This is a genomic window from Roseateles sp., assembly GCF_036486225.1.
GTDB lineage: Bacteria > Pseudomonadota > Gammaproteobacteria > Burkholderiales > Burkholderiaceae_C > Roseateles.
This window is the reverse complement of the sequence record NZ_DASVNZ010000351.1, coordinates 12,037-38,731: the sequence shown is the minus strand read 5'-3', so window position 1 is coordinate 38,731 and position 26,695 is coordinate 12,037. Positions and strand designations below refer to the sequence as shown.

The window sequence follows — 26,695 nt, the reverse complement described above, 5'->3', positions numbered from 1 at the left end:
GGGTCTTGGCGCAGCCGGGTCAGGACGTCAGCGGAGGGCAGGACTTCGTCCATGCGCCAGCCGTTGCTCATGCCGACGTCCATGTACTCGATGAAGCGCAGCACGACGCCGGTGCCGCGGAAGTGGCGCGCCATGGGGACGATCTGGTCGTCGTTGGTGCCGCGCTTGACGACCATGTTGACCTTGATCGGCGCGAGGCCGACGGCCTGCGCGGTCTCGATGCCGTGCAGCACGTCGGCAACGGGGAAGTCCACGTCGTTCATGCGCCGGAAGATGGCGTCGTCGAGCGCGTCCAGGCTGACCGTGACGCGCCGGAGCCCGGCGTCCTTGAGCGCCTGCGCCTTGCGGGCGAGCAGCGAGCCGTTGGTGGTGAGCGTGAGGTCGAGCGGCCGCCCCTCGGGTGTGCGCAACGCGGCCAACTGGGCGATGAGCGCCTCGAGGTGGCGGCGCAGCAGCGGCTCGCCGCCGGTCAGGCGCAGCTTCTGGACGCCGAGCTGGGCGAAGACGCGGGCCAGGCGGGTGATCTCCTCGAAGGAGAGCAGGTCGCGATGGGGGAGGAAGGCGTAGTCCTTGTCGAACACGTCCTTGGGCATGCAGTAGCTGCAGCGGAAGTTGCAGCGGTCGGTGACGGAGATCCGCAGGTCGCGCAGCGGCCGGCCGCGCGCATCCAGCCACGGGCCGCTGCGGGGCGGCGGCAGCGGATGCGGCACGGGAGGCGTCCGCCCGATCTGGCGTAGATCGAGCAGCGGAATCACACCATCGGTCATGGGCCGGATTGTGCCGCCGCCGGCCCGCCCGTGCCCGCGGAAGCCCTTCGGGGAGCAACTGTGCTCCTGCGTCGAGGGCGGGGTTGTGCGCTACGCCATCAGCCAAGTCAGAAAAAAGCCATCGTCATCGCGCAAACGAGTCAATGCCGTCAAACGAATTATCGAGACGGGTCATGGATGGTCTATACGTCAAAGACGTACCGTGGCAACATGCGAACCGTTGCCGAAACCCCCATGTTCCAGAAGTACGCCAAGGATCTGTGGACCGAAGCGGAGCGTGCGGACTTCATCTGCTGGATCGCACTGAACCCTGAGGCGGGGGATGTCATTCCCGGCAGCGGTGGTTGTCGCAAGATCCGTTGGACAAAGGCGGGGCGTGGCAAGCGCGGCGGGGTCCGCGTGATCTATTTCAATGTCGAGGATGGTGATCTGGCTGTTGATCGTGTATTCGAAGGCTGCCTACGACAGCCTTCCCGCGGCCTTTCTGGAACAGCTGAAGCAAGGAGTCGAAGATGCCTAAGGACAAGGAGAAGTTCCAGCAGGATCTGCTGGAGTCCATCCGGCAGATGAGGGCGGGGCAGGCCGCCCGCGTCACCCGTGTCGAGATTCCGGGGGCTGCGGAAGCACGCGCGTGCACGGGCCTGTCCCAGGCTGACTTCGCGGGCCTGCTGGGGGTGTCGAAGCGCACGTTGCAGGAATGGGAACAAGGCCGCCGTGAACCCACCGGCGCGGCGCGGACGCTCCTGCGTGTCGCCATGGCACACCCGGAGGTGCTGCTGGAGCTCCGTTGAGCGGCAATCGCCCGTCGTCACCCTGTAGGACCTGTCACTTGCACGACAAGCCCGGCAGGGTTCGAATCGCGGTATGAGCTTGACCCCCACGACCGTGGTCCATGCGGACCTGGCCAGCTTCGTCTCCTTCGGCGAAGCCCTCACCGACATGATCCGCGTCGGCCATGACCACTGGCGCAGCCGCAGCGGCGGCTCGCCCTGGAACGTCGCGATCGCGATGTCGCGCCTGGGCCAGCTCAGCGCGTTCGCCGGCGGCATCAGCAAGGATGCGTTCGGCCAGGCGATCTGGCAGGCCAGCGCCGACGCCAGCCTGGACCTGCGCTTCATCCAGCAGTTCGCCAAGTCGCCGCTGGTGGCCTACGTCCATCAGGTCGATCCGCCCGAATACGCCTTCGTCGGCGACGACAGCGCCGACCTGCACTTCCGCCCCCACGCCTTGCCCGCCGGATGGCGCCGTGCGTTGCGCTGGGCGCACTTCGGCTCGATCAGCCTGACGCGCGAGCCGCTCGCGGCCCGGCTGATCGCGCTGGCGGAATCGCTCAAGGACGAGGGCGTGCGCATCAGCTACGACCCGAACTACCGCATGTCCATGGATTCGCGCTACGACCGCACGCTGGAACGCATGTGCCGGCTGGCGGACGTCATCAAGGTCTCGGACGAGGACCTCCGCGGCCTGTTCCGCAGCCGCGACCACCACCTGGGCCTGGCGCAGATCTCGGCCTGGAATCCGCGCGCGATCGTGATGCTGACGATGGGCGAGCGCGGCGCGCAGCTGTTCCATCCGAAGGCGGACCTGAGCGCCGCACCGCCGCCGCTGGAGCACGTCGTCGACACCATCGGCGCCGGCGACGCCGCGATGGCCGGGCTGCTCTACAGCCTGATGAACGGCGGCACGCAGGATCCCGAGGACCACCTGCGCTGGGCCGTGGCCGCCGGTGCGGCCGCCTGCGCGGGCGCGGGCGTGGACGGGCTGTCGTCCGGGCTGGTGAGCGGCCTGATCGACCGCGTGCAAGTCAGGAAGGCCGAGGTGGCCTGACGGAGGTAGGAGCCGGGTTCGGCGCCCGTTCCTGCGCCTCTTCCGACGCCTTTTCCGGCGCCATTCGGTCGCGTCAAGACCTCGAACGATCGCGTCCCGCGATCCAGAACCCGAACTGCCCCACCAGGCCCGCGCCGCTGAGCGTGAGCGCCGCCGCCAGCGCGGGATCGCCGCCCAGGCCGACCAGCGACGAGCACACCGCCCCCACCGCCATCTGCATGCAGCCGTAGAGGCCCGAGGCGGAGCCCGTGACCGTCGGATCGACGCTGATCGCCTGCGTCAGCGCGGCCGGCGACGAAAGCCCCGCGCCGAGCGTGAACAGGAACATCGTGCCGACCGTGCCGACGACGGTGAGCTGGTCCAACAGCACGAGCGCAAGCAGCCCGAGCGCCGCCGCCACGCTGACCGCGTTCGCCCCGATCAGCAGCGGCCGCAGCGGAAAGCGCCGCAGCAGCCGCGTCGCCAGCATGCTGCCCAGCCAGATGCCCGACACCAGCATCGCCAGGCACCAGCCGACCTCATGCGCCGGACGGTGCAGCCGGTCGACGAAGATGAAGGGCGCGGCCGCGATGAAGGCGTACATCGCCGTCGTCGCGCATCCGCCGCCGACGCTGTAGCCGAGGAAGGCCGGCGAGCGCAGCAGTCCCGCGTAGGCGCGCGCGAGGCTGCGCAGATCCTGCGCCTGCGCATGACGTCCGGTCTCCGGCAGCTGCCGCCAGGCCACCAGCATGGCCCCCACTCCCAGCACGGTGAGCGCGATCAGGATGCTGCGCCAGCCCAGCGCCGGCGCCATCGCCGCGCCGATGAGGGGCGCGATGCCCGGCGCGATCGTCACGATCAGGTTGACCGACGCCATGCGGCTGGCGGCGTCGGCGGTCGTGGACGTGTCGCGCACGATCGCCCGCGCCAGCACCATGCCTGAGCAGCCGCCCAGCGCCTGCAGCAGCCGCGCGGCGATCAGCATCCCGGCGGTCGGTGCCAGCGACGAGGCCAGCCCCGCCAGGGTGTAGAGCCCCAGCCCGGCGAGCAGCACGGGCTTGCGCCCGTAGCGGTCCGCCAGCGGGCCGTAGACGAGCTGGCCGGCCGCCAGTCCTGCGATGTAGAGGCTGATGCTGAGCTGCAGCGCATGTGGACTCGCGCCGAGATCGGCGGCTGCCAGCGGCAGCGCGGGCACGAAGACGTGCATCGCCAGCGTGCTGCAGACGATGAACAGGGCCGGCAGCCACAGCGGTACCTCCGGGCGGGGCAGAGGCAGCGGAGCGGCGGCAGACGTCATGGCGACCGATTCTTCCAGTCGACCGCCCGCTGCGGGGTACCCGCGCGGTACGCCGCGTGCGAGCGACGCTCGCGTACTGCGTGCGCGGGCGCAGGACGGCGCAGGCTCGCGATCAGCCCTCGCCGTCGCGCTTCGTCGCCACCAGCGTCTTCGGCCCGCCGACCTGCAGGCGAGGGCGGTCGGCTTCCTCTTCGGCCAGGGGCTGCACCTCGACCAGGCTCGCATGACAACGCTTCGCCAGGTCCTGGTAGGTCTCGGTGCCGACGCGCTTCCAGCGGATCTCGTCGTCGGTCAGCGGGCGCATCACCTTGGCGGGCAGACCCGCGATGAGTGACTTCTCCGGCAGTTTCAGTCCCGCCCGCACGAACGCGCAGGCCGCGACGATGCTGTACGCGCCGACCTCCGCCTCGTCCATCACCACGGCGTTCATGCCGACCAGCGCGTCGTGCCGCACCACGCAGCCGTGCAGCACCGCGCCGTGGCCGATGTGGCCGTTGGTCTCGACGACGGTGTCCGAATCAGGGAAGCCGTGGATCACGCAGGTGTCCTGCACGTTGGATCCGTCCATCAGCCGGATGCGGCCGAAGTCCCCCCGCAGCGAGGCGCAAGGCCCCACATAACAGTCCGGGCCCACGATCACGTCCCCGATCAGCACCGCCGTCGGGTGGACGTAGGCGCTCGGATGGACGACGGGCGAGAGGCCGTCGATGGCGTAGCAGGGCATGGAAGATCCTCCTTTTAGGTGGTAACCCTAGGTTTCCGACCTTGTCTTGCGATGCGATGGCTCGTAGTATCTACCGACCGGTCGGTAAATAGAAGCCGACCCACAAAAGCTGAAAAAGCTGAATCCATAGCCGGCCGAGGAGACAAGCCGAATGAGCACCGCCACCACGACCCCATCCCCCGCTGCCCAAGACAGTCCGCTGCTGATCAGCACCGAAGGCGCCGTGCGCGTCCTCACGCTGAACCGGCCGACGGCGCTGAACGCGTTCACGACCGGCTTGCTGAGCCAGCTGCGAATCGCGCTCGACGAGGCGGCGCACGACGAGGCCGTGCGGGCGGTGCTCATCACCGGTTCCGGGCGCGCGTTCTGCGCGGGCCAGGACCTGTCGGATCCCCACATCAAGCCGGAGTTCGATGATCACGCGGATCCGGCGGCATCGGCCGACGTCCACAAGAAGCCCAAGGCCAAGGACATCGGCAACCTGCTCGATCACTACTACATCCCGCTCGCGCTGCGCCTGCGCAGCATGCCCGTGCCCACCGTCTGCGCCGTGAACGGTGTGGCCGCCGGCGCCGGTGCGAACTTCGCGCTCGGCTGCGATCTGGTGCTGGCCGGCCAGTCGGCCTCCTTCATCCAGGCGTTCTCGAAGATCGGGCTGGTGCCCGACTGCGGCGGCACCTGGCTGCTGACGCGCCTCGTGGGCCGCGCCCGGGCGATGCAGCTGGCGCTGCTCGGCGACAAGCTGCCCGCCGCGGAGGCTCAGTCCTGGGGGCTGATCGCCCGCTGCGTCGCCGACGCCGAGCTGCAGAGCGAGGCGATGGCCACCGCGCAGAAGCTCGCCAAGATGCCGACCAAGGCGCTGGTGCAGACGCGCGAGGCGCTCGACGCCTCGATGGACCTGGAGTTCGAGGACGCCCTCAAGCTCGAGGCCCGGCTGCAGAGCCAGCTCGGTTACGCGCACGACTATCTCGAAGGCGCCGCAGCCTTCCTGACCAAGCGTCAACCGACGTTCAAGGACCGCTGATGAGCGCGCCTCTGAATCCCCGTGGGGAGGCGCAGCGCGTGGCCGAAGCGGTCCGCGACACCATGTTCGCCAACGACCGCGCGTCCAAGGGCCTGGGCATGCGCATCGACGCCATCGGCCCCGGCACCGCGACGCTGTCGATGACGGTGCGCGAGGACATGCTCAACGGCTTCGACATCTGCCACGGCGGCTTCGTCACGACGCTGGCCGATTCCTGCTTCGCCTTCGCGTGCAACTCGCACAACGAGGTGACGGTGGCCTCCGGCTTCGCGATCGACATCGTCGCGCCGTCCCGGCAGGGCGACGTGCTGACGGCCAGCGCCGTCGAGACCTCGCTGGCCGGCCGCACCGGCGTCTACGACATCCGCATCACCAATCAACGCGACGAATTGATCGCGGTGTTCCGGGGCCGTTCCTATCGCATCAAGGGCAAGCCCGTGGTGCCGGAACTGGCGGCTGCGCGCTGAAGCGCCGGCGCCCCGCAACGACACGACAGGTCAGGAGACAGACCCCATGACGGTGAAGACCTTCCAGCCCGAGCACTTCGAGCCCATCGAGCGCGCCAGCCAGGACGAGCTGCGCGCGCTGCAGCTGCAGCGCCTGAAGTGGTCGCTCAAGCATGCCTACGAGAACGTGCCGCACTACAAGGCTGCGTTCGACGCCAAGGGCGTGCATCCGGACGACCTGAAGGATCTGAGCGACCTGCGCCTGTTCCCGTTCACGACCAAGAAGGACTTGCGCGACAACTACCCGTTCGGCCTCTTCGCCGTGCCGCGCGAGCAGGTGGTGCGGGTGCACGCGTCGTCGGGCACGACCGGCAAGGCGACCGTCGTCGGCTACACGCAGCAGGACATCGACACCTGGGCCGACCTGGTCGCGCGCTCGCTGCGCGCCGCCGGCACCCGCAAGGGCGACATCGTCCACATCGCCTACGGCTACGGCCTGTTCACCGGCGGACTGGGCGCGCATTACGGCGCCGAGCGGCTGGGCTGCACCGTCATCCCGATGTCGGGCGGTCAGACCGAGAAGCAGGTCCAGCTGATCCAGGACTTCAAGCCCGACGTCATCATGGTCACGCCGAGCTACATGCAGGTGATCGTCGAGGAATTCGTGCGCCAGGGTCTGGACCCGCGCGCGTCCTCGCTGAAGACCGGCGTCTTCGGCGCCGAGCCCTGGACCGAGGCGATGCGCCGCGAGATCGAGTTCAAGGCCGGCATCGACGCGGTCGACATCTACGGCCTGTCCGAGGTGATGGGGCCGGGCGTCGCCAGCGAGTGCATCGAGACCAAGGACGGCCCGGTGATCTGGGAGGACCACTTCTATCCCGAGATCATCGATCCCGAGACCGGCGAGGTGCTGCCGGAAGGCTCGGAAGGGGAACTGGTGTTCACCTCGCTGAGCAAGGAAGCGCTGCCGGTGATCCGCTACCGCACGCGCGACCTGACGCGCCTGCTGCCGCCGACCGCGCGCAGCATGCGCCGCATGGGCAAGATCGTCGGCCGCAGCGACGACATGCTGATCATCCGCGGCGTCAACCTGTTCCCGACGCAGATCGAGGAACTGGTGCTCGCCGAGCCCGGCCTGTCGGGCCAGTACCAGATCGTCGTCAGTCGCGACGGCCACCTCGACGAGGTCGAGGTGCGCTGCGAGCTGTCGGCCGCGGGCGGGGGCGACGCGCTGGCGATGTCCAAGTCGCTGCAGCACCGCATCAAGACGCTGATCGGCGTGTCGACCCGGGTGACCGTCGGCGCGCCGGATTCGATTGAACGGACGCTGGTGGGCAAGGCCCGCCGCGTCGTGGACCAACGTCCGAAGAACTCGTAAGGAGCGCATCCATGTACACGCAAGCCATGAGCGTCGGTCCGCAGGACCAGGCGACCAAGCTGCAGACCGCCGAAGAGCAGCAGCGCAACGAGGCCTTCGAGGCCCGCATCGATGCGGGCGACTTCATCGAGGCCAAGGACTGGATGCCCGAGCACTACCGCAAGACGCTGGTGCGCCAGATCAGCCAGCACGCGCATTCGGAGATCGTCGGCATGCTGCCGGAAGGCAACTGGATCACGCGCGCGCCGACGCTCAAGCGCAAGGCGATCCTGCTGGCCAAGGTGCAGGACGAGGGCGGCCACGGGCTCTACCTGTATTCCGCCGCCGAGACGCTGGGCACCAGCCGCGACCAGATGCTGGATGCGCTGCACACCGGCAAGGCCAAGTACAGCTCGATCTTCAACTACCCGACGCTGACCTGGGCCGACATCGGCGTGGTGGGCTGGCTGGTGGACGGCGCGGCGATCATGAACCAGGTGCCGCTGTGCCGCTGCTCCTACGGTCCGTATGCCCGCGCGATGATCCGCATCTGCCGCGAGGAATCCTTCCATCAGCGCCAGGGCTACGAGAGCCTGCTGGTCATGATGCGCGAGGGCACGGACGCGCAGAAGGCGATGGTCCAGGACGCGGTGAACCGCTGGTGGTGGCCGTCGCTGATGATGTTCGGACCGGCGGACAAGGATTCGCCGAACTCCGAGCAGTCGATGCGCTGGGGCATCAAGCGCCTGACCAACGACGAGCTGCGTCAGAAGTTCGTCGACGCGACCGTGCCGCAGGCCGAGCTGCTCGGCATCACGCTGCCCGATCCCGACCTGAAGTGGAACGCCGAGCGCGACCACCACGACTTCGGCGCCATCGACTGGGCCGAGTTCTGGCGCGTCGTCGGCGGCAACGGCCCCTGCAACACCGAACGCCTGGGCACCCGCGTCAAGGCCTGGGACGACGGCGCCTGGGTCCGCGACGCCGCGCTCGCCCACGCGAAGAAGCGCGCCACCGAAGCCAAGGCGGCTTGATCGGACGCAGCCGCGCACAGGCGCTGCCGCACACGAGCGATCACACCGTCTCCGCCACGAACAGTTCAGAGCATCCGAATCATGAGCATCAACCAAACGACCGGCGCCAACGAGTGGCCCCTGTGGGAAGTCTTCGTCCGCAACAAGGCGGGCCTGGACCACAAGCATTGCGGCAGCCTGCACGCACCCGATTCGAAGATGGCGCTGCAGATGGCCCGCGACGTCTACACCCGCCGCCAGGAAGGCGTGAGCATCTGGGTCGTGCCGTCGTCGGCGATCGTCGCGTCGGACCCGGGCGAGAAGTCGATGTACTTCGACCCGATGGAAGACAAGGTGTACCGCCACCCGACCTTCTACGACCTGCCCGAGTCCCTGGACCACATGTGAGGACCGGTCGATGAACGCTTCCGTCCAACCCGGCCAGCGTGCCGACGTCCAGTACCTGCTGTGCCTCGGCGACGCCTGCCTGGTGCTGTCGCACCGCATCTCCGAATGGATCGGCCACGCGCCCATCCTGGAAGAGGAACTCGCGCTGGGCAACATCGCGCTGGACCTGCTGGGCCAGTCGCGCGCGCTGCTGACGCGCGCCGGTCAGCTCAACGAGTTGCCGCTCGACGAGGACCAGCTCGCCTACCTGCGCGAAGAGCGCCACTACCTGAATCCCGTGATGATGGAGTTGCCGCGCGGCGACTTCGCCTTCACGCAGGCCCGCAATCTGATCGCCGCCTGCTGGCTGATGCCGATGTGGACGCGGCTTCAGGCGTCCAGCGACGCCGAGGTCGCCGCCATCGCCGCCAAGGCGGTGAAGGAAGTGCGTTATCACCAGCAGCACGCCGCCGAGTGGGTCGTGCGCCTGGGCGACGGCACGGAGGAATCGGCGCAGCGGATGACGGCTGCGCTCGCGCAGCTCTGGCCCTACGTCAACGAGCTGTTCGCGTCGGATGAGATCGACGCCGCCGCCGAGGCCAGCGGCCTGGGCCCGACCTGGTCGTCGCTGAAGCCCGACTGGGACGCGGCGATGGACGAGGTCCTCTCCGAAGCGCAGCTCGCGCGGCCGAAGGACACGCCGCACGTCTACACCGGCGTGCGCGGCGTCCACAGCGAACACATGGGCCACATGCTGGCGACGATGCAATCGCTGCAGCGCAGCTACCCCGGCGGGGTGTGGTGAGCGGGATCGTGATGAACTCACCGACGCCGTCGCATCTTGATTGGCTGTCGTCCTTGACGCCGGTCGGACCGCGTGCGTCGACGTCCGACGTCGGCGCCACCGACCTCGGCTGCGGACGCCTGTCCGCCGCGTGGGAGGTGCTGTCGCAGGTGCTCGATCCCGAGGTGCCGGCGGTGTCGCTGGTGGAGCTCGGCATCGTGCGCGATCTGGTCGAAACTGCCGACGGTGTCGAGGTCGTGCTGACACCGACCTATTCCGGCTGCCCGGCCACCGAAGCGATCGAGCAGAACGTGCGCGACGCGTTGTCGCGGTTCGGCACCGTGACCGTGACGATGCGCCGCGCGCCGGCCTGGACCACCGACTGGATCACCGAAGAAGGCCGCGAGAAGCTGCGCCGCTACGGCATCGCGCCGCCGGGACCGGTGGACGCGGGGCAGGGCGTGCCCATCCGCATCGTGCGCCGCCGTGAGGCCATCGCCTGCCCGCGCTGCGGCAGCACGCACACCGAGCAGCTGTCCGCCTTCGGCTCGACCGCCTGCAAGTCGCTGTACCGCTGCGTCGCCTGCCGCGAGCCTTTTGAACATTTCAAGCCGATCTGAGCCATCGCCATGAGCCTGCACTTCCACCCGCTGCGCCTGCGCGCCAAGCACCAGGACACCGACGACGCCGTCGTGCTGTGCTTCGACGTGCCCGAGGCGCTGCGCGAGACCTTCCGCTTCACGCAAGGCCAGTACCTGACGCTGCGCGGTGACGTCGACGGCCAGGACCTGCGCCGTTCGTATTCCATCTGCGCCGGCGTCGACGACGGCGAGCTGCGCGTCGGCGTGCGCCAGGTCGACGGCGGCGCCTTCTCCACCTGGGTCCACCGGCACCTGAAGGCCGGCGACGAGGTCCAGGTCTTCCCGCCGCAGGGGCGCTTCCACGTGCCGCTGGAGCCCGCGGCGGGCCGGCACTTCGTCGGCATCGCCGCCGGATCGGGCATCACGCCCATCCTGTCGATCATGAAGAGCGTGCTCGCCCGCGAGCCGATGAGCCGCTTCACGCTGATCTACGGCAACCGCCGTCCGGCGACGACGATGTTCAAGGAAGAACTCGAGGACCTGAAGAACCGCTACATGACGCGGCTGACGCTGCACCACGTGTTCTCGCGCGAGCATGTCGACTCGCCGTTGATGGCGGGGCGGCTGGACCAGGCCAAGCTGAGCGATTTCCTCAGCGGCCCCGTGCCGGCGGCCGGCATCGATCAGGTCTTCGTCTGCGGCCCGTTCGAGATGAACGAGCAGGCCGAGGCCGCGCTGCGCGCCGCCGGGGTCCCCGAGGAACGCATCCACATCGAGCGCTTCGGCACGCCGGAGATGCAGACCGGCCGTCCGGCGCCGCACGAGGTCCACGAAGAGGACGCGGAGGCCGCCAAGGTCGTCGTGATCCGCGACGGCGTGTCGCGCGAGATCGAGTTCCGCAAGAGCGATCCCAGCCTGCTCGACGCCGCGTCGCGGGCCGGCATGGACGTCCCGTTCTCCTGCAAATCCGGCGTGTGCTCCACCTGCCGCTGCAAGTTGATCGAAGGCGAGGTCCGGATGGATAAGAATTTCGCCCTCGAGAAGCACGAAGTGGCGGCGGGATTCATCCTGAGTTGCCAGGCGCATGCCCTGACCCCCCGCGTCGTGATCTCGTTCGACGAGAGATGACCCACCCCCTACCGGCTTCGCCGGCCCCCTCAAGGGGGCGACCCCGAAGCCCGGCAAAGCCGGATCTTCGTGTCCTGCTGGGTTGGGTTCGTTGTTTGCAACTGCAAGAAGTTTAAGAAGCGATTGAGCACCATGGCCCGAGGTCGAGCTCCAGGATTCGATGCCACCCGCGAGGAGATCCTCGCGCAGGCTGCCCGACTTTTCGCCAACCAGGGCTACCCCGCGACCTCGATGAACCAGGTCGCCGAGGCCTGCTCGGTCAGCAAGCCCACGCTGTACCACTACGTCCGCGACAAGCATGAGCTGCTGGCGCAGATCTGCCAGAACCATCTGCAGCACCTGGTTGACCTGGTCGACGAGGTCACCGCGCAGCAACTGTCGCCGCCGGAACACCTGCGCGGACTGATCCACCGCTTCGTGCAAGCCTACGGCGAGGCGCAGAACGAGCATCGCGTGTTGACCGAGGACCTGAAGTTCCTCGACGACGAGCACCGCGAGCGCATGGTCGCCGTGGAGCGCCAGGTCGTGGGCCGCTTCGCCGACGCGGTGGCCGCTGTGCGGCCGGAGCTGCGCGGCGCGCATCTGCACAAGCCGCTGACCATGCTGCTGTTCGGCATGATCAACTGGACCTTCACCTGGCTGCGGCCCGACGGCGCGCTGACCTACGAGGCGGTCGCGCCGATGGTGGCGGACCTGTTCTTCGGCGGGCTCGGCGCGGTGCGGACCGAACTCACCGATCCCTCGGCGCGCCACGAGCGCAACGAACTCGACCCGGCGGCGCCGCAAGTCTCATGAAGGCTTGGCGGAGGACCATCGCTCCCGACATGCATTCCAAGCAGTGCTTGCAGTCATCGTTGAAGCAGTAGCAGTACCTCATTGACCTTGCGTTCCTGAAAAACATATTCCGAAGGAGACGACATGAAACGCATCGAGAAGACCCTGCTGGCCATGGCCATGACGGGGGCCGCGCTGATGGGCGCGGGCGGCAGCGCGTGGGCGGACATCAACGTCGGCGTGACCGTGTCGGCCACGGGCCCGGCCGCGTCGCTGGGCATCCCGGAGAAGAACACCTTCTCGCTGATGCCCAAGACCATCGCCGGCCAGAAGGTCAACTACATCATCCTGGACGACGCGTCGGACACCACGACGGCGGTCGCCAACACCCGCAAGCTGATCACCGAGCACAAGGTCGACGTGGTCGTCGGCTCGACGGTCACACCGAACTCGCTGGCGATGATCGACGCGGTGTCGGAGGCGCAGGTGCCGATGATCTCGATGGCGGCCTCGGCCCGCATCGTCGAGCCCATGGACGCCAAGAAGAAGTGGGTCTTCAAGACGCCGCAGAACGACATCATGATGGCACTGGCCATCGCCAGCCACATGCAGGCGCAGGGCGTGAAGACGGTGGCCTACATCGGTTTCGCCGATGCCTACGGCGAAGGCTGGTACGGCGAGTTCAACAAGGTCGCCGCCAGCAAGGGCCTGAGCATCGTCGCCAACGAACGCTACAACCGCACCGACACCTCGGTCACCGGTCAGGTGCTGAAGATCATGGCCGCCAAGCCTGACGCGGTGCTGGTCGGCGGCAGCGGCACGCCGGCGGCGCTGCCGCAGAAGACGCTCAAGGAGCGCGGCTACCAGGGCAAGTACTACCAGACCCACGGCGTGGCCAACAACGACTTCCTGCGCGTCGGCGGCAAGGACGTCGAGGGCACCTTCCTGCCGTCGGGCCCGGTGCTGGTCGTGGACCAGCTGCCCGCGGACCATCCGGCCAAGAAGAGCGCCAAGACCTACGTGACGGCCTATGAAGGCGCCTACGGCAAGGGCAGCGTGTCGACCTTCGGCGGCCACGCCTGGGACGCGGGCCTGCTGCTGCAGGCGGCGATCCCGGAAGCCATCAAGAAGGCCCAGCCGGGCACGCCGCAGTTCCGCGCGGCGTTGCGCGATGCGCTCGAAGGCGTGAAGGAACTGCCGGCCGCGCATGGTGTCTTCACCATGTCGCCGAACGACCATCTGGGTCTCGACCAGCGCGCCCGCGTGATGGTGAAGATCGAGAACGGCGCCTGGAAATACCAACCGTAAGCCTTTGACCTGAGGGCGGGACGCACCACGTCCCGCCCTCGTTCATTTCAGAAGTTCGAACCGAAGTTCAAACAGAAGTTCAAGAGAGACAGTCATGAGCGCCACCCCCGTCCTTCAGAGCTTGATCGCTGGTCGCTGGATCGGCTCGACCGCCGCGCGCGGCCTGCACAGCGCCGTCAACGGACGGTTGGTGACGCAGACCCATGCCGAGGAGATCGACTTCGGCGAGAGCCTGCACTTCGCGCGCAAGCAGACGCTGCCGGCGCTGCTCGCGCTCGACTTCCAGCAGCGCGCCGCGATCCTGAAGGCGCTCGCGACCTATTTGCAGGAGCACAAGGAGTCGCTCTACGCGATCTCCGCGCACACCGGCGCGACACGGCCCGATTCTTGGATCGACATTGAAGGCGGCTTCGGCACGCTCTTCGCCTACGCGTCGATGGGCCGCCGCGAGCTGCCGTCGAGCAACATCGTCCATGAAGGTCCGGCGCAGGCGCTGGGCAAGCTCGGGCAGTTCATGGGCACGCACGTGCTGGTGCCCAAGCGCGGCGTCGCCGTGCACATCAACGCCTTCAATTTCCCGATGTGGGGGATGCTGGAGAAGTTCGCGCCCAGCTTCCTCGCCGGCATGCCCTGCATCGTCAAGCCGGCCACCGCGACCAGCTACGTCGCTGAAGCCTGCGTGCGCCTCATCGAGCAGTCCGGCCTGCTGCCGGCCGGCGCGTTGCAGCTGGTCATCGGCGGTTCCGGCGATCTGCTGGACCGGCTGGAGGAGACGGATGTCGTCACCTTCACCGGTTCGGCGGACACGGCGGCGCAACTGCGCGTCAATCCGAACCTGATCCGCCGCTCGGTGCCGTTCAACGCGGAAGCCGACAGCCTCAACTGCGCGATCCTGGCGCCGGACGTCGTGCCCGGCGATCCCGAATTCGATCTCTTCGTCAAGGAAGTGATGCGGGAGATGAGTGCCAAGGCCGGCCAGAAGTGCACGGCCATCCGCCGTGCCATCGTGCCGGCGGCGCAGATCGACGCGGTCGCCGCGGCGCTGCGCGACCGGCTTGCGAAGATCAAGATCGGCGATCCGTCCGTCGAGGGCGTGCGCATGGGCGCGCTGGCGTCCAAGGCGCAGCAGGCCGACGTGGCTGAGCGTCTGGCGCAGCTCGCGCAGGGCAACGAGGTCGTCTACGGCGAGCGCGACGGCTTCGCGCCGGTGGGCGAGGGCGTCGGCGACGGCGCCTTCTTCGCGCCGACCCTGCTGCTGTGCCGCGACGCGATGAACAACGAGGCGGTCCACAACGTCGAGGCCTTCGGGCCGGTGTCGACGCTGATGAGCTACGGCGACTTCGACGAGGCGCTGGCGCTCGCCGCCAAGGGGCGCGGCAGCCTGGTGGGCTCGGTGGTCACCAAGACGCCGGCGCTGGCCGCGCAGGCCGTCTATCACGCAGCCGCCTTCCACGGCCGGCTGCTGGTGCTGGACCGCGACGCGGCCGGCGAATCGACGGGGCACGGCTCCCCGCTGCCGATGCTCAAGCACGGCGGTCCGGGCCGGGCCGGCGGCGGCGAGGAACTCGGCGGCATCCGTGCCGTCAAGCACTACCTGCAGCGCTGCGCGGTGCAGGCCTCGCCGACGATGCTCACGGCCATCACCGGCGAGTACGTGCGCGGCGGCAAGGTCACCGAGGACGCGATCCACCCGTTCCGCAAGCACTTCGAGGAGATCCAGGTCGGCGACTCGCTGCTGACGCATCGCCGCACGGTGTCCGAGGCGGACATCGTCAACTTCGGCGGCATCAGCGGCGACTTCTTCTACATGCACTTCGACGAGGTCGCGGCCAAGGACACGCAATTCGGCCAGCGCATCGCGCACGGCTACTTCGTGCTGTCGGCGGCGGCGGGGCTGTTCGTGTCGCCGGCGCCGGGGCCAGTCCTTGCCAACTACGGGCTGGACACGCTGCGTTTCGTGAACCCCGTGGCCATCGGCGACACCATCCAGGCGCGCCTCACCTGCAAGCGCCGCATCGACCGCGGCAATCGCCCGGACCAGCCGCCGCAAGGCGTCGTCGCCTGGGACGTGCAGGTCACCAACCAGCGCGGCGAGCTCGTGGCGAGCTACGACATCCTGACGCTGGTGGCGAAGAAGGCGGCTTGATCTTCAGCGCGGAACGACCTCATGAATGAGGTCGATCAACGCGCGCAATGTCGCCGGAATGTGCCGGTGGCCAGAGTAGTAAAGGCACAGCGCCGGTAGCGGCGCTGCCCAGTCGTCAAGCACGCGGCGGAGCCGCCCGCTTGCGATGTCTTCGGCGACGTACCACTCGGCGACCTGCGCGAGTCCGAGTCCCGCGCGCGCTGCCTCCAGCATCAGCAGCGGCGAATCCAGCACCGTCGGACCGGGCACGTCGAGCGCCTCGCTCGGCGAGGCCTTGCCGCGCTTGGCCCGCGCGAACTCCCAGGGGGAGGGCAGACCGCTCGGCATCCGGGCGCGGATGCAGGCGTGACGGGCGAGGTCCGCAGGCGTCGACGGCGTGCCGTGCCGCTCGAAGTAGTCGGGCGATCCGACGACCGCCATCCGCAGCGGCAGGCCGATCTGCACGCGGATCATGTCCCTCGGCACCTGCGGCGCGAGTCGCAGGCCGGCATCGAAGCCTTCGGCGACGATGTCGACCAGCCGGCCCTCGGTGACGACGTCGAGCGTGACGTCCGGGTGCCTGCGAAGGAACTCCGCCAGGATCGGCCGGAACACCATCTGCGCCGCGCCCAGCGAACTGTTGAGTCGCAGCGTGCCGGAAGGCGCGCCTGCGTGATCGTCCGCCGCGGCGACGGCCTCCTGGATCTGCGCCACCGCCGGGCCGATCCGGTCGACGAAGCGTCGTCCCGCCTCGGTGAGCGACACGCTGCGCGTCGTGCGGTGGAAGAGTCGCACGCCCATGCGCGCCTCCAGGCCCGCGACCGCATTGCTGACGGCGGAGGTCGACATCTCGAGTTCCACCGCGGCGGGCCGGAATCCCTGCCGGCGGGCGACGGCGAGCACCACCTCGAATTCGGTCAGGCTGTCTTTCTGCATGTCTGTATTGTTCCTGGAATCGGGATGTGTCGTCCGACATTGATCGTCTTATCGAAACGAACACCGCTGCCTACATTCGTCCCATCGAGCCCCTGCATCCGCCGGGGCAGCTGCTGAAAGGACAAGTCATGCGGACCTTCGACCAGAACTACATCGACGGTGCCTTCATCCCGGTGACGGGCGACGAGCTCGTCGACATCGTGGATCCGGCCACCGAGCAGGTGCTCGGCCATGCACGGCTCGCGAGTCGCGAGGATGCCCGGCGCGCCGTCGAGGCCGCGATGCGCGCGCAGCCTGCGTTCGGGCACACGTCCGTGGACGAGCGCATCGCGATGCTCGGACGCCTGCAAGCCGCGATGCTGGCACACGCCGATGCGCTGCTCGAGGCGACGATCACCGAGTACGGCGGCCCCGTCGCTCGCGCGCAGTGGGTTGCCAGCTACGCCTCGCAGTGTTTCGGCGATGCGGCGCGCGCGTTGTCGAGCTACGCGTTCGAGCGTCCCGTCGGCGGCTCGATCGTCGTGATGGAGCCGGTCGGTGTCTCGGCGCTCTTCGCACCGTGGAACAGCACCGCCGGCACGATGGCCAGCAAGCTCGCGGCGGCGATCGCCGCCGGCTGCGCGGCGGTGATCAAGCCCAGCGAGCTGAGTCCGTGGCAGGCGCATGTCGTCGCCCGCGCGATCCACGCGGCGGCGCTGCCGCCGGGCGTGGTCAACATCGTGACCGGCCGCGGTGCCGATGTCGGCGCCGAGATCGGCACGCATCCGGGCGTGGCCAAGCTGTCGTTCACCGGCTCGACGCCGACCGGCAAGCTCATCGCTCGCGCCGCGGTCGACACGATGAAGCGCGTCAGCCTGGCCTTGACCGGCAAGTCGGCCTCGCTGCTGCTGGACGACGCGGACCTGGAGACCGCGTTGCCGCTCGCGCTGGGCGCGGCCTTCATGAACAGCGGGCAGGCCTGTGTGGCGGGGACGCGCCTGCTGGTGCCGCGGGCGCGGATGCCCGAGGTCGCGGAACGGCTCCGGTCCGCTGTGGCCGCGCTGCGCGTCGGCGACCCGCGCGATCCGGCGATCGCCATCGGACCGATGGTCAACCGCGCACAGTACGAGCGCGTCCAGCACTTCATCCGCCGCGGCGTCGACCAGGGCGCGACCCTGATCGCTGGCGGAGAGGGGCGTCCCGACGGACTCGATTGCGGCTGGTTCGTCCGCCCCACGGTCTTCGTCGACGTCCGCAACGACATGGACATCGCCCGCGAGGAGATCTTCGGTCCGGTGCTGTCTGTCCTGCCGGTGGACTCGGAGGACGAGGCGATCGCGGTGGCCAACGATTCGCCGTACGGGCTGCAGGCCTATGTGTTCTCGACCGATGCGGCGCGGGCGCGGCATGTGGCCTCGCGGCTGCAGGCCGGGACGGTGCTGATCAACCGGGTCGCACCGGACCTGCTGGCGCCGTTCGGCGGCGTCAAGCAGTCCGGTGTGGGCCGGGAGTTCGGCGTGGCGGGCATGGAGGCCTTCCTCGAGACCAAGACCCTGACGTCGGATTGAGACAGTGGGGCTTTCCCCGGCGTGGGTCTTGACGCGGCATTGACGCTGCCTGGCGCGGCTTTCGCTAACGTGCGGCCCGACACACGTTCAACGACGACGCGCACCGCCTCCTCAGGAGGGATCGGATGCGCGTCGCGCATCGAGGGAATCCCAGATGACCACCCACCGCCGCCGCGCATTGGCGGCCCTGGCGACCGTACCCGCGGGCGCTGCGCTCGCCAGCCTGCAGGGCTGCGTGCCGCTGCTGCTCGCGCATCAGGTCAAGGCGGCCAGCGTCGCGGCCGCCGAAGCGCGCGGCGTGAAGCCGGCCAACTTCAAGCTGACCGCGGCGCACGTCCTGTGGATGGATCCGCCCGCGATCCCCTACGAGATCGAATACAAGACGAGCCGCTACGCGATCGACAAGAACCCGACGCAGCTGGAGCAGCAGACCGGTCGCGACTACGTCGACGCATTGCTGGCGCTGTACCGCGCCAACGGGCCGTCGTTCGCGACGCAGGAGTTGGCGAGCGCCGGCGTGCCCGACGGCACGCCCTACCTCATCGTGCTGACGCCGACGCGAGGAGCGGTGAGCGTGGTGGGCGGCCACTGCACGATGACCGTGCGCGTGGCCATCCGCGGCGCCCGGGGGCAGGAACTCCAGGCGATGGAGGTCGACAGCCGCAGCGGCTGGCAGCCCCAGGGCTCGCCCAAGGAGCCGGAGTTGCTGGTCGTGCGCAACTTCGCGAAGGCGATGGTCAAGGGGTTCAGGGACGCGACGCTCATCGCCTGATCGCGAACGGGTGTGCGCCAAAACCGAACCCGGCGACTGGTTGTCCGGTGTTGGCGGTGGACGAAGGCTTGGCCACACTGCGGCTTTTGGCCTGTTGGCCTCTTGGCCTTTTCCGCGCTGGAGCGACCTTGGACATCCTCACCACCCCCGTCATTGCCGGCCTGCTGTTCACCGGGACCCTGGCCCTTGTCGCGCTGATGGCCTGGAAGGGCGGCAGCGAGCGGCGCGACGTCACCTTCCTCGCCTCGGCCGCCGGCGTCGGCGGCGTGTGCACGGCGATCGCCGCGGTGGTCTGAGCGCGGCGCGCAGAGCGCACGGCGCAGGCGCCGGATTTACGCTCCGTTGCGAAGTCGACACCCCTGACGCCGGCACGTGAATCGGCGCCGCGCCAGAATGTGGCGGACGATTCAGTGAGAGGAAGGGAAGGGCATGCGCGTCTTGCTCGTTGAGGATTCCGAGTTTGTTCGCGAGCAGTTCCTGCGATTGTTCGAGGGGCTGGATTTCGTCGAAGTGGTGGGCTACGCGGACAGCGAGGAAGACGCCGTCCAGGCGATCTCGGTGCTCAAGCCCGACGTGGTGCTGCTCGACCTGAACCTGCAGGTCGGCTCCGGCATGCACGTCTTGCGGCGCGCCCGCGCCGGCGGCTACACCGGCAAGCTGTGGGTGCTTAGCAGCCGCGATCCCGACTTCTACCGCTCACTGTGCGAGAAGCACGGCGCCGACGGCTTCTACGACAAGGCGCATGAGCAGCTGCAGCTGCTGGACGACCTGCGCGTGCTGGCGGGTGAGAAGCCGTTGTTCTGAAGCGCGCGGAGCGCGCGTCGATCGCCGCGCCGGAAAGATCGCGGCAATGTCGGCGATGGCGGCGATGGCGGCGATGGCGGCGATGTCGCCGAGATACCGTCCGGAGCTCGCCGCTCAGGGGCCGCAGCCGGCCAGGGCCATCACGCCGTCCACCTGCAGCAGCGCGACGGACAGGGGATCCGACGCCAGCGATGCCGCCATGGCCAGCATGCCCAGACCCAGGCGGAGCGCCCGCGCCCGCCGCCGCTGCGGGCGGCAGGCCGAGAGCAGGAAAGGCCCGCCGACGCCGAGCATGAAAAGCGCGGTCAACAGGCCGTGCAGGATCGCGTCCATCATCACCGCTCAGCCCAGCGCCACGGCGTCGTGCAGCGGTCCGTCGAAGGGATCATGACCGGGCTTGTGAGCGGGCTCGTGAGCGGGGTCGCGACGCGGTTCATGATCGGGCAGGCCGGCCATCGCGAGATCCAGGTCCTCCATCAGGTCGGAGACGTTTTCCAGACCGACCGACAGCCGCAGCAGGTCCTCGCCGATGCCGGACTGCCGGCGCTCGGTCGCCGACAGCCTGCCGTGCGTGGTGGACGCCGGATGCGTGATCATGCTGCGCGTGTCGCCGATGCTGGTGGCGATGGAGATCAGCCGCAGCGCGTCCACCACCGACCAGGCGCCCAGGCGCCCGCCCGGGACGCGCAAGCCCACCACGCCGCCGTACCCGGACTGCTGCGTCACCGCGAGCGCGTGCTGCGGATGCGTCGCCAGCCCGGTGTAGATCACGTCGGCGACTTTCGGCGACGCCTTGAGCCAGCGCGCCAGCTGCAGTGCATTGGCGGAGATCGCCGCCATCCGCAGGTGCAGGGTTTCCAGGCTCTTGAGGAGCAGCCAGGCGTCCATCGCGCCCAGCGCGGCGCCGGTGACGCGCAGCACGCCGCGCAGGTCGGCCATCAGGCGCTCCGCGCCGACGGCGACTCCCGCCACCACGCGGCCGTGGCCGTCCATGTACTTGCCGGCGGAATGGACGACCACGTCCGCGCCCAGGCTCAGCGGGTTCTGCTGGTAGGGCGTGAGCAGCGAGTTGTCCACCGCCAGCAGCGCGCCGCGCGCGTGGGCGAGTCGCGAGACGGCCTCGATGTCGCCGACGTTCTGCAGCGGGTTGGACGGCGTCTCCATGAAGGCGAACGCGGTGCGGTCGTCGATGGCGGCGGCCCACTGCGCCAGGTCGGTCAGGTCGACGACACGCACCTCGACGCCGAGCTTGCCGAAGTATTGGCGGAACGCCGTCAGCGTCGTGCCGAAGACGTCGCGGGAACAGACGATGTTCCGGCCGATGGCGACCCAGGCCTGCGCCATGGCCACGATGGCCGCCATGCCGGACGCGAAGGCGACGGCTGCCTCGCCGCGTTCCATCGCCGCGATGCGCCGCTCGAAGGCTTGCACGGTCGGATTGGAGAAGCGCGAGTACACGTTGCCCGTCGCCGTGCCGCTGAACTTGCGCGCCGCGTCCGCCGCCGAGCGGAAGACATAGGCGGAGGTCATCGCGACGGGCTCGCAGTGGGCGTCGCTCAGGTCGTGGAACTGGCCGGTGCGGACGGCCGTGGTGAAGGGGTGGTGGTCCAAGGGAAACTTCCTTTCGACGGCGGACCCGTCGGGCGGCCAGGTGGTCAGGCTGTCGGGTGGGCGTGCAAGGCCGTGCGCGGGGCCGGCTCGACGCGCGTATCGCGCAGGAACAGCCAGCTCGTCAGACCGCCGAGCGCGGTCAGCGTCGCCAAGCCGACGATGTAGGGCTGATAGCTGCCCCACAGGTCATGACTGAGCGCACCCAGCTGCACCGAGGCGAAACCGCCGAGCTGATGCGCCAGGAAGAGATAACCGAAGGCCCGACCCTTGATCGCGGCGCCGTAACGCGCCATGCAGAACATCGAGGTCAGCACCACCGTGCCCAGGTAGGTCGCGCCGAACAGGACGACGAAGCCCAGCGTGCGCAGGTCTTCCGACGCGCCGAGCAGCAGCAGTACCGCGCAGGACCGCAGCAGGTAGAAGACCCCCAGCAGCGCGCGCTTGGGCAGCCGGATCGCCAGCCAGCCGGTGAGCAGGCCGCTGATCAGTTCCAGCACGCCGAGCAGGCTCAGGCTGACGCCCATGAGGCCGCGCGGCGTCGCGTGGTCCTGCCAGAACGCGACCAGATGGACGTCGATGAAGGCCATGGTCGCGCCGCAGCCCATGAAACCGATCGCCAGCGCGTAGAAGCCGCTGTCGCGCCGCAGCATGGACCAGGCGCGGGGAGGGGGCGCCGCATCCTTCGCCGCATCCTTCGCTTGAGGCTCGGCGTTGGCGTTCGCGTCGGCGGCGTCAAGACCCGCGGCCTTCGACTTCACCGCGGCGAACCACGCCAGACCGGCCAGCGGCAGCGCCAGGAAGAGGCCGGTCAGCAGGAAAGTGGTCTCCCATGACACCCGGGGCGCGAGCCACAGCCAGAACGGCGACAGCACGATGAAGCTGATCGAGGTGCCGTTGGTGACCACCGCGAAGGCCAGGCCGGACTTCTTCTGCTCGAAGAGGCGGTCGACGAGCACGCCCATCGGCACGTAGGTCATGGCCGCCAGGCCGAAGGCGGCGAGCAGCCCGTAGCCGAGCACGAAGACCGGCAGCGATCCGTCGAACAAGCCGGTGCCCACCAGCGCCGCGCCGGCGGCCAGACAGCCGATGACCACGGTGCGCAACGGGCCGTGGCGGTCGCTCAGGGCGCCCACCAGCGGCGACACGAGCCCGGTGACCAGCATGAACACCGAGCCCGACCAGGCGAAGTCGGCCCGGCCGCGTCCGAAATGCGTCGCCAGGTCGGCGAAGTAGACCTGGTAGACGCTCTTGACGCTGGTGGAGAAGAACATCACCAGGAAGCCCACCGCCACCAGGCCGTGGACCAGGCGGCGGGACGTCGCGGCCGACGTCATGCGACCACCCCGGGGATGGTGCGACGCGCGGCGGGGCGGCAGTACGCGAGGTACATGCCGTCGTACATCGCGTAGAACAGGCGGCAGGTGTGGTCGACCGCGTGCAGCGCCTCCTGCTGCAGCCGGTCCGTGTCGCACAGTTCGCTCACCAGGTTCAATCCCTGCTCGACATGGCCGACGTCCTCCGCCTGGTGGACGGAGAAGAACAGCAGGTCTTCCTCCTTCAGGCCGTAGACCTTGCCCAGCAGCTCGTGGCGGGCTTCGCCGGCCTTGACCTCGAGGTTCTGGCCCTCGCTGGCGATCATCACGGCGGCGGCGCCGATGTGATAGCTGCCGCGGCCCCGCACCGCATGCAGCCGGTAGTCGATCAGGTCCTGCGTCGCGGGCAGCGGCCGGGCGGCGTCGCGCTCCTCGTCGCTGATGCCCAGCGCGCGGATGAAGTGCTGCATCAGCACCACGTGGTTGTCGGTCCGGGAGAGCCGGCCCGTCTCCTCCTCGTAGACGTTGATCAGCAGACCGCGCTTGAAGGTCGGCAGCGGGCAGTGGAAGAACAGATGTTCGACGTAGCCGAGGAAGTGCTTCGTCAGCTGATAGCCCTGCAGCGCGACCTGCCGGAGCAGCACGATGTCCTTGGCGTCGGGGTCCATCAGCCGGTCGAAGATGGGGTGCGCCAGGGTCAGATGGCTGTTCAGCAGCGAGCGCAACTGCGCCTTGAAGGCGGGCTTGGATTGCGGCATGGGAAGGTCCTCTCCAGAGTCAGTGGGCGGTAGGGGCGGTTGGGGCGTCGAAGCGGCGGCGCAGCGATCTCACCGCCTGCGCCATGAAATGGCCGCGGTGGACCGTGCCGCCGACGCGGGCGTAGTCCTCCAGCACGCCGTAGGTCTCGAAGCCGAAGAGCTGCCACAGGCGATGGGCGCGGGTGTGCTCTCGCACGTCGAGCACCAGCTGTTCGACGTCCAGGCGTTCGGCGAGTCGCACGATCTCCCGGAAGGCCAGCTGCACCAGGTGCAGGCCGCGGAACTCGGGATGCACGACGCCCTTGGCCAGTTCGGCGCGATGGCGGCAGTTGGCCATGCCGTTGAGACGCAACAGCGCCATGAAGGCCGGCCGTCCGTCGACGCGGCCCAGCAGCAGATGGGTCCGGCCGGAAGCGATGCCGACGCGCAGACCAGCAATAAACTGGACTTGCTCCTGCGGGGTTAGGGCTTGCTCGTAGCCCAGCGTGCCGCCGTCGGCGACGCTGCTGTTCAGCAGGATGATCAGGTCGGCGGCCACGCGATCGTCGATCTGATCGGGCCAGTGGTGACTGGCGGCGCCTGCATTCGGTGACCTCATGGTCTTCCTCCCCGGTGATCTGTTGTTCAGCTCAGATTAACCAGGGCCTCCTGTGCTGCACAGCAACAAACGCGCTCAGAAGGACAAGAAATCGGACATCATCGGGGAGGAAAAATCCCGAGGAACCGCCGGAGCGGAGAACCCGTGATGAAGAACGTGCGATGAAGGACGTGCGATGAAGGACGTGTACTTCCTGATGGTCCCGTCGACCCATCTGCTGGACCTGGCCGGTCCGCTGCAGGTCATCCATTCCGTGGGCGAAGTGGGCGCCGGCACGGTCGACGTGCGCTGCATCGGGCCGGAGGTGTCGGTCGGCGCCTTCCAGCCGCTCACGCTGACCGACATCCGGCCGCTGCCGCGCGCCTTGCCGCCGGAGGCGGTGCTCTTCGTCATCGGCAGCAAGCTGACGCCGGCGCTGATGCGCTCGTCGGCCTGGCGCAAGTCGGTGGACTGGCTGGCGCGGCTGGTGCGCGAACGGCCGCAGGGGCTGCGGATCTGCGGCGTCTGCTCCGGGACTTTCCTGCTGGCCGAGGCGGGACTGCTCGACGGTCGGCTGTGCACCACCCATCACCGCTTCATCGCGCGGCTGCGTGCGGCCAGCCCGACGGCGACGGTGCTGGAGAACCGCGTGTTCGTCGAGGACCGCGACCTGCTCACCTCCGCCGGGGTGACCTCGGGGATCGACCTGGCGCTGCATCTGGTGTCGCAGGCCTTCGGCGAGGATGTCGCGATCCAGGTCGCGCGGGAGAACGTGGTCAACTTCCGCCGCTTCGGCGCCGATCCCGAACTGTCCGCGGCGACGCGCCACCGCGCCCACGGCAACCAGCGCATCCACGCCATCCAGGATGCGATCGCCGCGCGCCTGCACGCCGGCGTCACCATGGATGAACTGGCCGCGCAGGCCGGCTTGAGCGGACGCCACCTGGCCCGGCTCTTTCTCGCCGAGACCGGCGTGAGCATCAAGCAGTACCAGATCGCGCTGCGCATGGACCTGGCGCGGCGGCTCATGACCAGTTCCCGGCTGTCGCTGGAGAACATCGCGGCCTCCTGCGGCTACAGCAGCGTGCAGGCCTTCCGCGCCAACTGGAACAAGCACGAGCGCCTGCCGCCTTCGCTGATGCGGCGCGGCGAGGGCATTGACGGCGTTGAAGGCGGCAGGCGGCCCGATGCTTAGAATCGCCACTCCCAAGCGATGACGCCCCGATGACCGGGCGATGACGATGACAGCAGCTGTTCGGACCGACGCCGCGCTGGCGCCGGTGGTGATCGTGGGCGCCGGCCTGGCCGGATTGACCGTGGCGCTTCACCTCGCCGACCGCGTGCCGGTGATTGTGCTGGCCAAGCGCGAACTCAACGAGGCCGCCACCGCCTGGGCGCAGGGCGGGATCGTCGGGGTGCTCGGCTCGGACGACAGCATCGAGAGCCATGTGCGCGATACGCAGGAGGCCGGCGCCGGCCTCGTCGACGAGGCCACCGCGCGCTTCATCGCCGAACGCAGCGCCGACGCGGTCGGCTGGCTGGTGGAGCAGGGCGTGCCGTTCACGCTCGACGAGCAGGGGCCGCTCGGCCTGCACCTGACCCGTGAGGGCGGCCACGCCGTGCGCCGCATCGCCCATGCCGCCGACGCCACCGGCAAGGCCATCCACGACGCGCTGCTGGCCAAGGCGCAGGCCCATCCCAACATCGAGCTGCGCCAGCGCTGGATGGCGCTGGACCTGATCACCTCGCGCCATGTGCAGCGTGAGGAACCGTCGCGCTGCTATGGCATCTATGCGCTGGACATGGACGCCCAGCGCGTCGACGTGATCGCGGCGCGTGCCGTCGTGATGGCCACCGGCGGTGCCGGCAAGGTGTATCGCTACACGACCAATCCGGACACCTCCACCGGCGACGGCATCGCCATGGCCTGGCGCGCGGGCTGCCGCATCGCCAACATGGAGTTCATCCAGTTCCACCCGACCTGCCTCTACCACCCGCAGGAACGCAGCTTCCTGATCACCGAGGCGCTGCGTGGCGAGGGCGGTCACCTGAAGCTGCCGGACGGGACGCGCTTCATGGCCGCGCACGACGAGCGGCTCGAGCTCGCGCCGCGCGACGTGGTCGCCCGCGCGATCGACTTCGAGATGAAGAAGCACGGCCTCGACCACGTGTGGCTGGACGCCACGCACCTGGGCGAAGCCTTCCTGAAGGAACACTTCCCGACCGTGCACGCCCGCTGCCTCGCGCTGGGCATCGACATCGCGCGCCAGCCGATCCCCGTCGTGCCGGCGGTGCACTTCACCTGCGGCGGCGTGGTGTCGGACCTCCAGGGACGCGCCGATCTGCCCGGGCTCTATGCGGTCGGCGAGACCGCCCACACCGGCCTGCACGGCGCCAACCGGCTGGCGAGCAACTCGCTGCTGGAATGCGTCGTGCTCGGACAGGGCTGCGCGTCGGACATCCTGTCGCAGGACGTGCTGCCGCCGGCGCCGCTCCCGGCCTGGGACGAAAGCCAGGTCGAGGACGCGGACGAGCAGGTGGTCATCGCCCACAACTGGGACGAGCTGCGCTCGCTGATGTGGAACTACGTCGGCATCGTGCGCACGACCAAGCGGCTGGAACGCGCGCTGCATCGCATCGACCTGCTGCGCGCGGAGATCGACGACTACTACGCCAACTTCCGCGTCAGCCGCGACCTGCTGGAGTTGCGCAATCTGGTCGATTGCGCGGAGCTGATCGTGAGGTCGGCGCTGCTGCGGCATGAGAGCCGCGGGCTGCACTACAGCCGCGACTATCCGCGCACGTTGCCGGCGAGTCTGCCGACGGTGCTGGTGCGGAACGGGAATACGCGCTGAA

Annotated in this window: 28 protein-coding genes; 19 read left to right on the top strand and 9 right to left on the bottom strand. The window is 68.9% G+C overall.

Going from position 1 to position 26,695, the window contains the following annotated elements:
- Positions 1 to 767, bottom strand: a 767-nt coding sequence (locus VF536_RS23095) for a GTP 3',8-cyclase MoaA (protein WP_331617247.1), incomplete at its 3' end; no start/stop codon positions are given.
- Between the two features lie 512 nt (positions 768 to 1,279).
- On the opposite strand from VF536_RS23095, the gene VF536_RS23090 reads away from it, so the two are divergent.
- Positions 1,280 to 1,558 (top strand): helix-turn-helix domain-containing protein, encoded by a 279-nt coding sequence (locus VF536_RS23090; RefSeq protein WP_331617246.1) that lies wholly within the window; start codon positions 1,280 to 1,282, stop codon positions 1,556 to 1,558.
- A 73-nt stretch (positions 1,559 to 1,631) separates the two neighbouring features.
- On the top strand, positions 1,632 to 2,594 hold the full coding sequence (locus tag VF536_RS23085; protein ID WP_331617245.1) for a carbohydrate kinase: 963 nt from the start codon (positions 1,632 to 1,634) through the stop codon (positions 2,592 to 2,594).
- Positions 2,595 to 2,667: 73 nt separating this feature from the next.
- Here VF536_RS23085 and VF536_RS23080 read toward each other — a convergent pair whose 3' ends face one another.
- Both VF536_RS23080 and VF536_RS23075 read right to left on the bottom strand, forming a co-directional pair.
- The gene (locus VF536_RS23080) at positions 2,668 to 3,870 is read right to left on the bottom strand and encodes a multidrug effflux MFS transporter (RefSeq protein WP_331617244.1); all 1,203 of its coding nucleotides are present in this window, start codon (positions 3,868 to 3,870) and stop codon (positions 2,668 to 2,670) included.
- A 112-nt stretch (positions 3,871 to 3,982) separates the two neighbouring features.
- Entirely contained in the window at positions 3,983 to 4,594 is a 612-nt protein-coding gene (locus VF536_RS23075) for a phenylacetic acid degradation protein PaaY (RefSeq protein WP_331617243.1), read from the bottom strand.
- Positions 4,595 to 4,745: 151 nt separating this feature from the next.
- Here VF536_RS23075 and VF536_RS23070 point away from each other — a divergent pair, with 151 nt between their 5' ends.
- The 11 genes from VF536_RS23070 (at position 4,746) to paaZ (ending at position 15,542) form a co-directional block, all read left to right on the top strand.
- A complete protein-coding gene (locus tag VF536_RS23070) occupies positions 4,746 to 5,618 on the top strand; it encodes an enoyl-CoA hydratase-related protein (RefSeq protein ID WP_331617242.1) in 873 nt (290 codons plus the stop codon).
- Positions 5,618 to 6,085, top strand: a complete 468-nt coding sequence (gene paaI, locus VF536_RS23065; RefSeq protein ID WP_331617241.1) for a hydroxyphenylacetyl-CoA thioesterase PaaI — start codon at positions 5,618 to 5,620, stop codon at positions 6,083 to 6,085. Before VF536_RS23070 ends, paaI begins: the two co-directional genes overlap by 1 nt.
- A gap of 46 nt (positions 6,086 to 6,131) precedes the next feature.
- Positions 6,132 to 7,442 (top strand): phenylacetate--CoA ligase PaaK, encoded by a 1,311-nt coding sequence (gene paaK / locus VF536_RS23060; protein WP_331617239.1) that lies wholly within the window; start codon positions 6,132 to 6,134, stop codon positions 7,440 to 7,442.
- An 11-nt stretch (positions 7,443 to 7,453) separates the two neighbouring features.
- Complete coding sequence (paaA, locus tag VF536_RS23055) at positions 7,454 to 8,455, top strand: 1,2-phenylacetyl-CoA epoxidase subunit PaaA (protein WP_067269204.1); 1,002 nt, start codon at positions 7,454 to 7,456, stop codon at positions 8,453 to 8,455.
- Positions 8,456 to 8,536: 81 nt separating this feature from the next.
- Complete coding sequence (paaB, locus tag VF536_RS23050) at positions 8,537 to 8,842, top strand: 1,2-phenylacetyl-CoA epoxidase subunit PaaB (RefSeq protein WP_088408956.1); 306 nt, start codon at positions 8,537 to 8,539, stop codon at positions 8,840 to 8,842.
- A gap of 10 nt (positions 8,843 to 8,852) precedes the next feature.
- A complete protein-coding gene (gene paaC / locus VF536_RS23045; RefSeq protein ID WP_331617238.1) occupies positions 8,853 to 9,626 on the top strand; it encodes a 1,2-phenylacetyl-CoA epoxidase subunit PaaC in 774 nt (257 codons plus the stop codon).
- Positions 9,627 to 9,637: 11 nt separating this feature from the next.
- Entirely contained in the window at positions 9,638 to 10,225 is a 588-nt protein-coding gene (gene paaD, locus VF536_RS23040) for a 1,2-phenylacetyl-CoA epoxidase subunit PaaD (RefSeq protein WP_331617237.1), read from the top strand.
- 9 nt (positions 10,226 to 10,234) lie between these two features.
- Positions 10,235 to 11,314, top strand: coding sequence for a 1,2-phenylacetyl-CoA epoxidase subunit PaaE (gene paaE / locus VF536_RS23035; protein WP_331617236.1), 1,080 nt, complete (start codon positions 10,235 to 10,237; stop codon positions 11,312 to 11,314).
- A 132-nt stretch (positions 11,315 to 11,446) separates the two neighbouring features.
- Positions 11,447 to 12,109 (top strand): TetR/AcrR family transcriptional regulator, encoded by a 663-nt coding sequence (locus VF536_RS23030; protein WP_331617235.1) that lies wholly within the window; start codon positions 11,447 to 11,449, stop codon positions 12,107 to 12,109.
- Positions 12,110 to 12,232: 123 nt separating this feature from the next.
- Positions 12,233 to 13,396, top strand: coding sequence for an ABC transporter substrate-binding protein (locus VF536_RS23025; protein ID WP_414710435.1), 1,164 nt, complete (start codon positions 12,233 to 12,235; stop codon positions 13,394 to 13,396).
- Between the two features lie 94 nt (positions 13,397 to 13,490).
- On the top strand, positions 13,491 to 15,542 hold the full coding sequence (gene paaZ / locus VF536_RS23020) for a phenylacetic acid degradation bifunctional protein PaaZ (protein WP_331617234.1): 2,052 nt from the start codon (positions 13,491 to 13,493) through the stop codon (positions 15,540 to 15,542).
- Between the two features lie 3 nt (positions 15,543 to 15,545).
- Here paaZ and VF536_RS23015 read toward each other — a convergent pair whose 3' ends face one another.
- Positions 15,546 to 16,457: a LysR family transcriptional regulator gene (locus VF536_RS23015; RefSeq protein WP_331617232.1), complete on the bottom strand. Its 912-nt coding sequence runs from the start codon at positions 16,455 to 16,457 to the stop codon at positions 15,546 to 15,548.
- A 128-nt stretch (positions 16,458 to 16,585) separates the two neighbouring features.
- Here VF536_RS23015 and VF536_RS23010 point away from each other — a divergent pair, with 128 nt between their 5' ends.
- The 4 genes from VF536_RS23010 to VF536_RS22995 all read left to right on the top strand — a co-directional run bounded on the left by VF536_RS23010 (position 16,586) and on the right by VF536_RS22995 (position 19,580).
- The gene (locus VF536_RS23010; RefSeq protein WP_331617231.1) at positions 16,586 to 18,004 is read left to right on the top strand and encodes an aldehyde dehydrogenase family protein; all 1,419 of its coding nucleotides are present in this window, start codon (positions 16,586 to 16,588) and stop codon (positions 18,002 to 18,004) included.
- 154 nt (positions 18,005 to 18,158) lie between these two features.
- Positions 18,159 to 18,776 (top strand): hypothetical protein, encoded by a 618-nt coding sequence (locus tag VF536_RS23005; protein ID WP_331617230.1) that lies wholly within the window; start codon positions 18,159 to 18,161, stop codon positions 18,774 to 18,776.
- Between the two features lie 128 nt (positions 18,777 to 18,904).
- Entirely contained in the window at positions 18,905 to 19,072 is a 168-nt protein-coding gene (locus tag VF536_RS23000) for a hypothetical protein (protein ID WP_331617229.1), read from the top strand.
- Positions 19,073 to 19,205: 133 nt separating this feature from the next.
- The gene (locus tag VF536_RS22995; protein WP_331617228.1) at positions 19,206 to 19,580 is read left to right on the top strand and encodes a response regulator transcription factor; all 375 of its coding nucleotides are present in this window, start codon (positions 19,206 to 19,208) and stop codon (positions 19,578 to 19,580) included.
- Positions 19,581 to 19,694: 114 nt separating this feature from the next.
- Here the strand turns inward: VF536_RS22995 and VF536_RS22990 are convergent, their stop codons facing one another.
- Genes VF536_RS22990 through VF536_RS22970 form a run of 5 tightly spaced genes read right to left on the bottom strand, consistent with a single transcriptional unit; the run spans position 19,695 to position 23,860 of the window.
- Positions 19,695 to 19,916: a hypothetical protein gene (locus VF536_RS22990; protein WP_331617227.1), complete on the bottom strand. Its 222-nt coding sequence runs from the start codon at positions 19,914 to 19,916 to the stop codon at positions 19,695 to 19,697.
- A 6-nt stretch (positions 19,917 to 19,922) separates the two neighbouring features.
- Positions 19,923 to 21,191: an aminotransferase class V-fold PLP-dependent enzyme gene (locus VF536_RS22985; protein ID WP_331617226.1), complete on the bottom strand. Its 1,269-nt coding sequence runs from the start codon at positions 21,189 to 21,191 to the stop codon at positions 19,923 to 19,925.
- A 44-nt stretch (positions 21,192 to 21,235) separates the two neighbouring features.
- On the bottom strand, positions 21,236 to 22,525 hold the full coding sequence (locus VF536_RS22980) for an MFS transporter (RefSeq protein WP_331617225.1): 1,290 nt from the start codon (positions 22,523 to 22,525) through the stop codon (positions 21,236 to 21,238).
- Positions 22,522 to 23,262, bottom strand: coding sequence for a TenA family transcriptional regulator (locus VF536_RS22975; RefSeq protein ID WP_331617224.1), 741 nt, complete (start codon positions 23,260 to 23,262; stop codon positions 22,522 to 22,524). The genes VF536_RS22980 and VF536_RS22975 overlap by 4 nt, the downstream gene beginning before the upstream one ends.
- A 19-nt stretch (positions 23,263 to 23,281) precedes the next feature.
- Positions 23,282 to 23,860 carry a GNAT family N-acetyltransferase gene (locus tag VF536_RS22970; RefSeq protein ID WP_331617223.1) on the bottom strand — a complete coding sequence of 193 codons (579 nt, stop codon included), beginning with the start codon at positions 23,858 to 23,860 and terminating at the stop codon, positions 23,282 to 23,284.
- 175 nt (positions 23,861 to 24,035) lie between these two features.
- On the opposite strand from VF536_RS22970, the gene VF536_RS22965 reads away from it, so the two are divergent.
- Positions 24,036 to 25,034 (top strand): GlxA family transcriptional regulator, encoded by a 999-nt coding sequence (locus tag VF536_RS22965; protein ID WP_331617221.1) that lies wholly within the window; start codon positions 24,036 to 24,038, stop codon positions 25,032 to 25,034.
- A gap of 46 nt (positions 25,035 to 25,080) precedes the next feature.
- Positions 25,081 to 26,694, top strand: a complete 1,614-nt coding sequence (nadB, locus tag VF536_RS22960; protein ID WP_331617220.1) for an L-aspartate oxidase — start codon at positions 25,081 to 25,083, stop codon at positions 26,692 to 26,694.
- Position 26,695 lies beyond the last annotated feature (1 nt).

Bases quoted from the DNA above. Each gene is read 5' to 3' on its own strand.
- VF536_RS23090 (WP_331617246.1), top strand. From the start codon at position 1,280: ATGCCTAAGGACAAGGAGAAGTTCCAGCAGGATCTGCTGGAGTCCATC.
- VF536_RS23085 (WP_331617245.1), top strand. From the start codon at position 1,632: ATGAGCTTGACCCCCACGACCGTGGTCCATGCGGACCTGGCCAGCTTC.
- VF536_RS23080 (WP_331617244.1), bottom strand. From the start codon at position 3,870: ATGACGTCTGCCGCCGCTCCGCTGCCTCTGCCCCGCCCGGAGGTACCG.
- VF536_RS23075 (WP_331617243.1), bottom strand. From the start codon at position 4,594: ATGCCCTGCTACGCCATCGACGGCCTCTCGCCCGTCGTCCATCCGAGC.
- VF536_RS23070 (WP_331617242.1), top strand. From the start codon at position 4,746: ATGAGCACCGCCACCACGACCCCATCCCCCGCTGCCCAAGACAGTCCG.
- paaI (WP_331617241.1), top strand. From the start codon at position 5,618: ATGAGCGCGCCTCTGAATCCCCGTGGGGAGGCGCAGCGCGTGGCCGAA.
- paaK (WP_331617239.1), top strand. From the start codon at position 6,132: ATGACGGTGAAGACCTTCCAGCCCGAGCACTTCGAGCCCATCGAGCGC.
- paaA (WP_067269204.1), top strand. From the start codon at position 7,454: ATGTACACGCAAGCCATGAGCGTCGGTCCGCAGGACCAGGCGACCAAG.
- paaB (WP_088408956.1), top strand. From the start codon at position 8,537: ATGAGCATCAACCAAACGACCGGCGCCAACGAGTGGCCCCTGTGGGAA.
- paaC (WP_331617238.1), top strand. From the start codon at position 8,853: ATGAACGCTTCCGTCCAACCCGGCCAGCGTGCCGACGTCCAGTACCTG.
- paaD (WP_331617237.1), top strand. From the start codon at position 9,638: ATGAACTCACCGACGCCGTCGCATCTTGATTGGCTGTCGTCCTTGACG.
- paaE (WP_331617236.1), top strand. From the start codon at position 10,235: ATGAGCCTGCACTTCCACCCGCTGCGCCTGCGCGCCAAGCACCAGGAC.
- VF536_RS23030 (WP_331617235.1), top strand. From the start codon at position 11,447: ATGGCCCGAGGTCGAGCTCCAGGATTCGATGCCACCCGCGAGGAGATC.
- VF536_RS23025 (WP_414710435.1), top strand. From the start codon at position 12,233: ATGAAACGCATCGAGAAGACCCTGCTGGCCATGGCCATGACGGGGGCC.
- paaZ (WP_331617234.1), top strand. From the start codon at position 13,491: ATGAGCGCCACCCCCGTCCTTCAGAGCTTGATCGCTGGTCGCTGGATC.
- VF536_RS23015 (WP_331617232.1), bottom strand. From the start codon at position 16,457: ATGCAGAAAGACAGCCTGACCGAATTCGAGGTGGTGCTCGCCGTCGCC.
- VF536_RS23010 (WP_331617231.1), top strand. From the start codon at position 16,586: ATGCGGACCTTCGACCAGAACTACATCGACGGTGCCTTCATCCCGGTG.
- VF536_RS23005 (WP_331617230.1), top strand. From the start codon at position 18,159: ATGACCACCCACCGCCGCCGCGCATTGGCGGCCCTGGCGACCGTACCC.
- VF536_RS22995 (WP_331617228.1), top strand. From the start codon at position 19,206: ATGCGCGTCTTGCTCGTTGAGGATTCCGAGTTTGTTCGCGAGCAGTTC.
- VF536_RS22990 (WP_331617227.1), bottom strand. From the start codon at position 19,916: ATGATGGACGCGATCCTGCACGGCCTGTTGACCGCGCTTTTCATGCTC.
- VF536_RS22980 (WP_331617225.1), bottom strand. From the start codon at position 22,525: ATGACGTCGGCCGCGACGTCCCGCCGCCTGGTCCACGGCCTGGTGGCG.
- VF536_RS22975 (WP_331617224.1), bottom strand. From the start codon at position 23,262: ATGCCGCAATCCAAGCCCGCCTTCAAGGCGCAGTTGCGCTCGCTGCTG.
- VF536_RS22970 (WP_331617223.1), bottom strand. From the start codon at position 23,860: ATGAGGTCACCGAATGCAGGCGCCGCCAGTCACCACTGGCCCGATCAG.
- VF536_RS22965 (WP_331617221.1), top strand. From the start codon at position 24,036: ATGAAGGACGTGTACTTCCTGATGGTCCCGTCGACCCATCTGCTGGAC.
- nadB (WP_331617220.1), top strand. From the start codon at position 25,081: ATGACAGCAGCTGTTCGGACCGACGCCGCGCTGGCGCCGGTGGTGATC.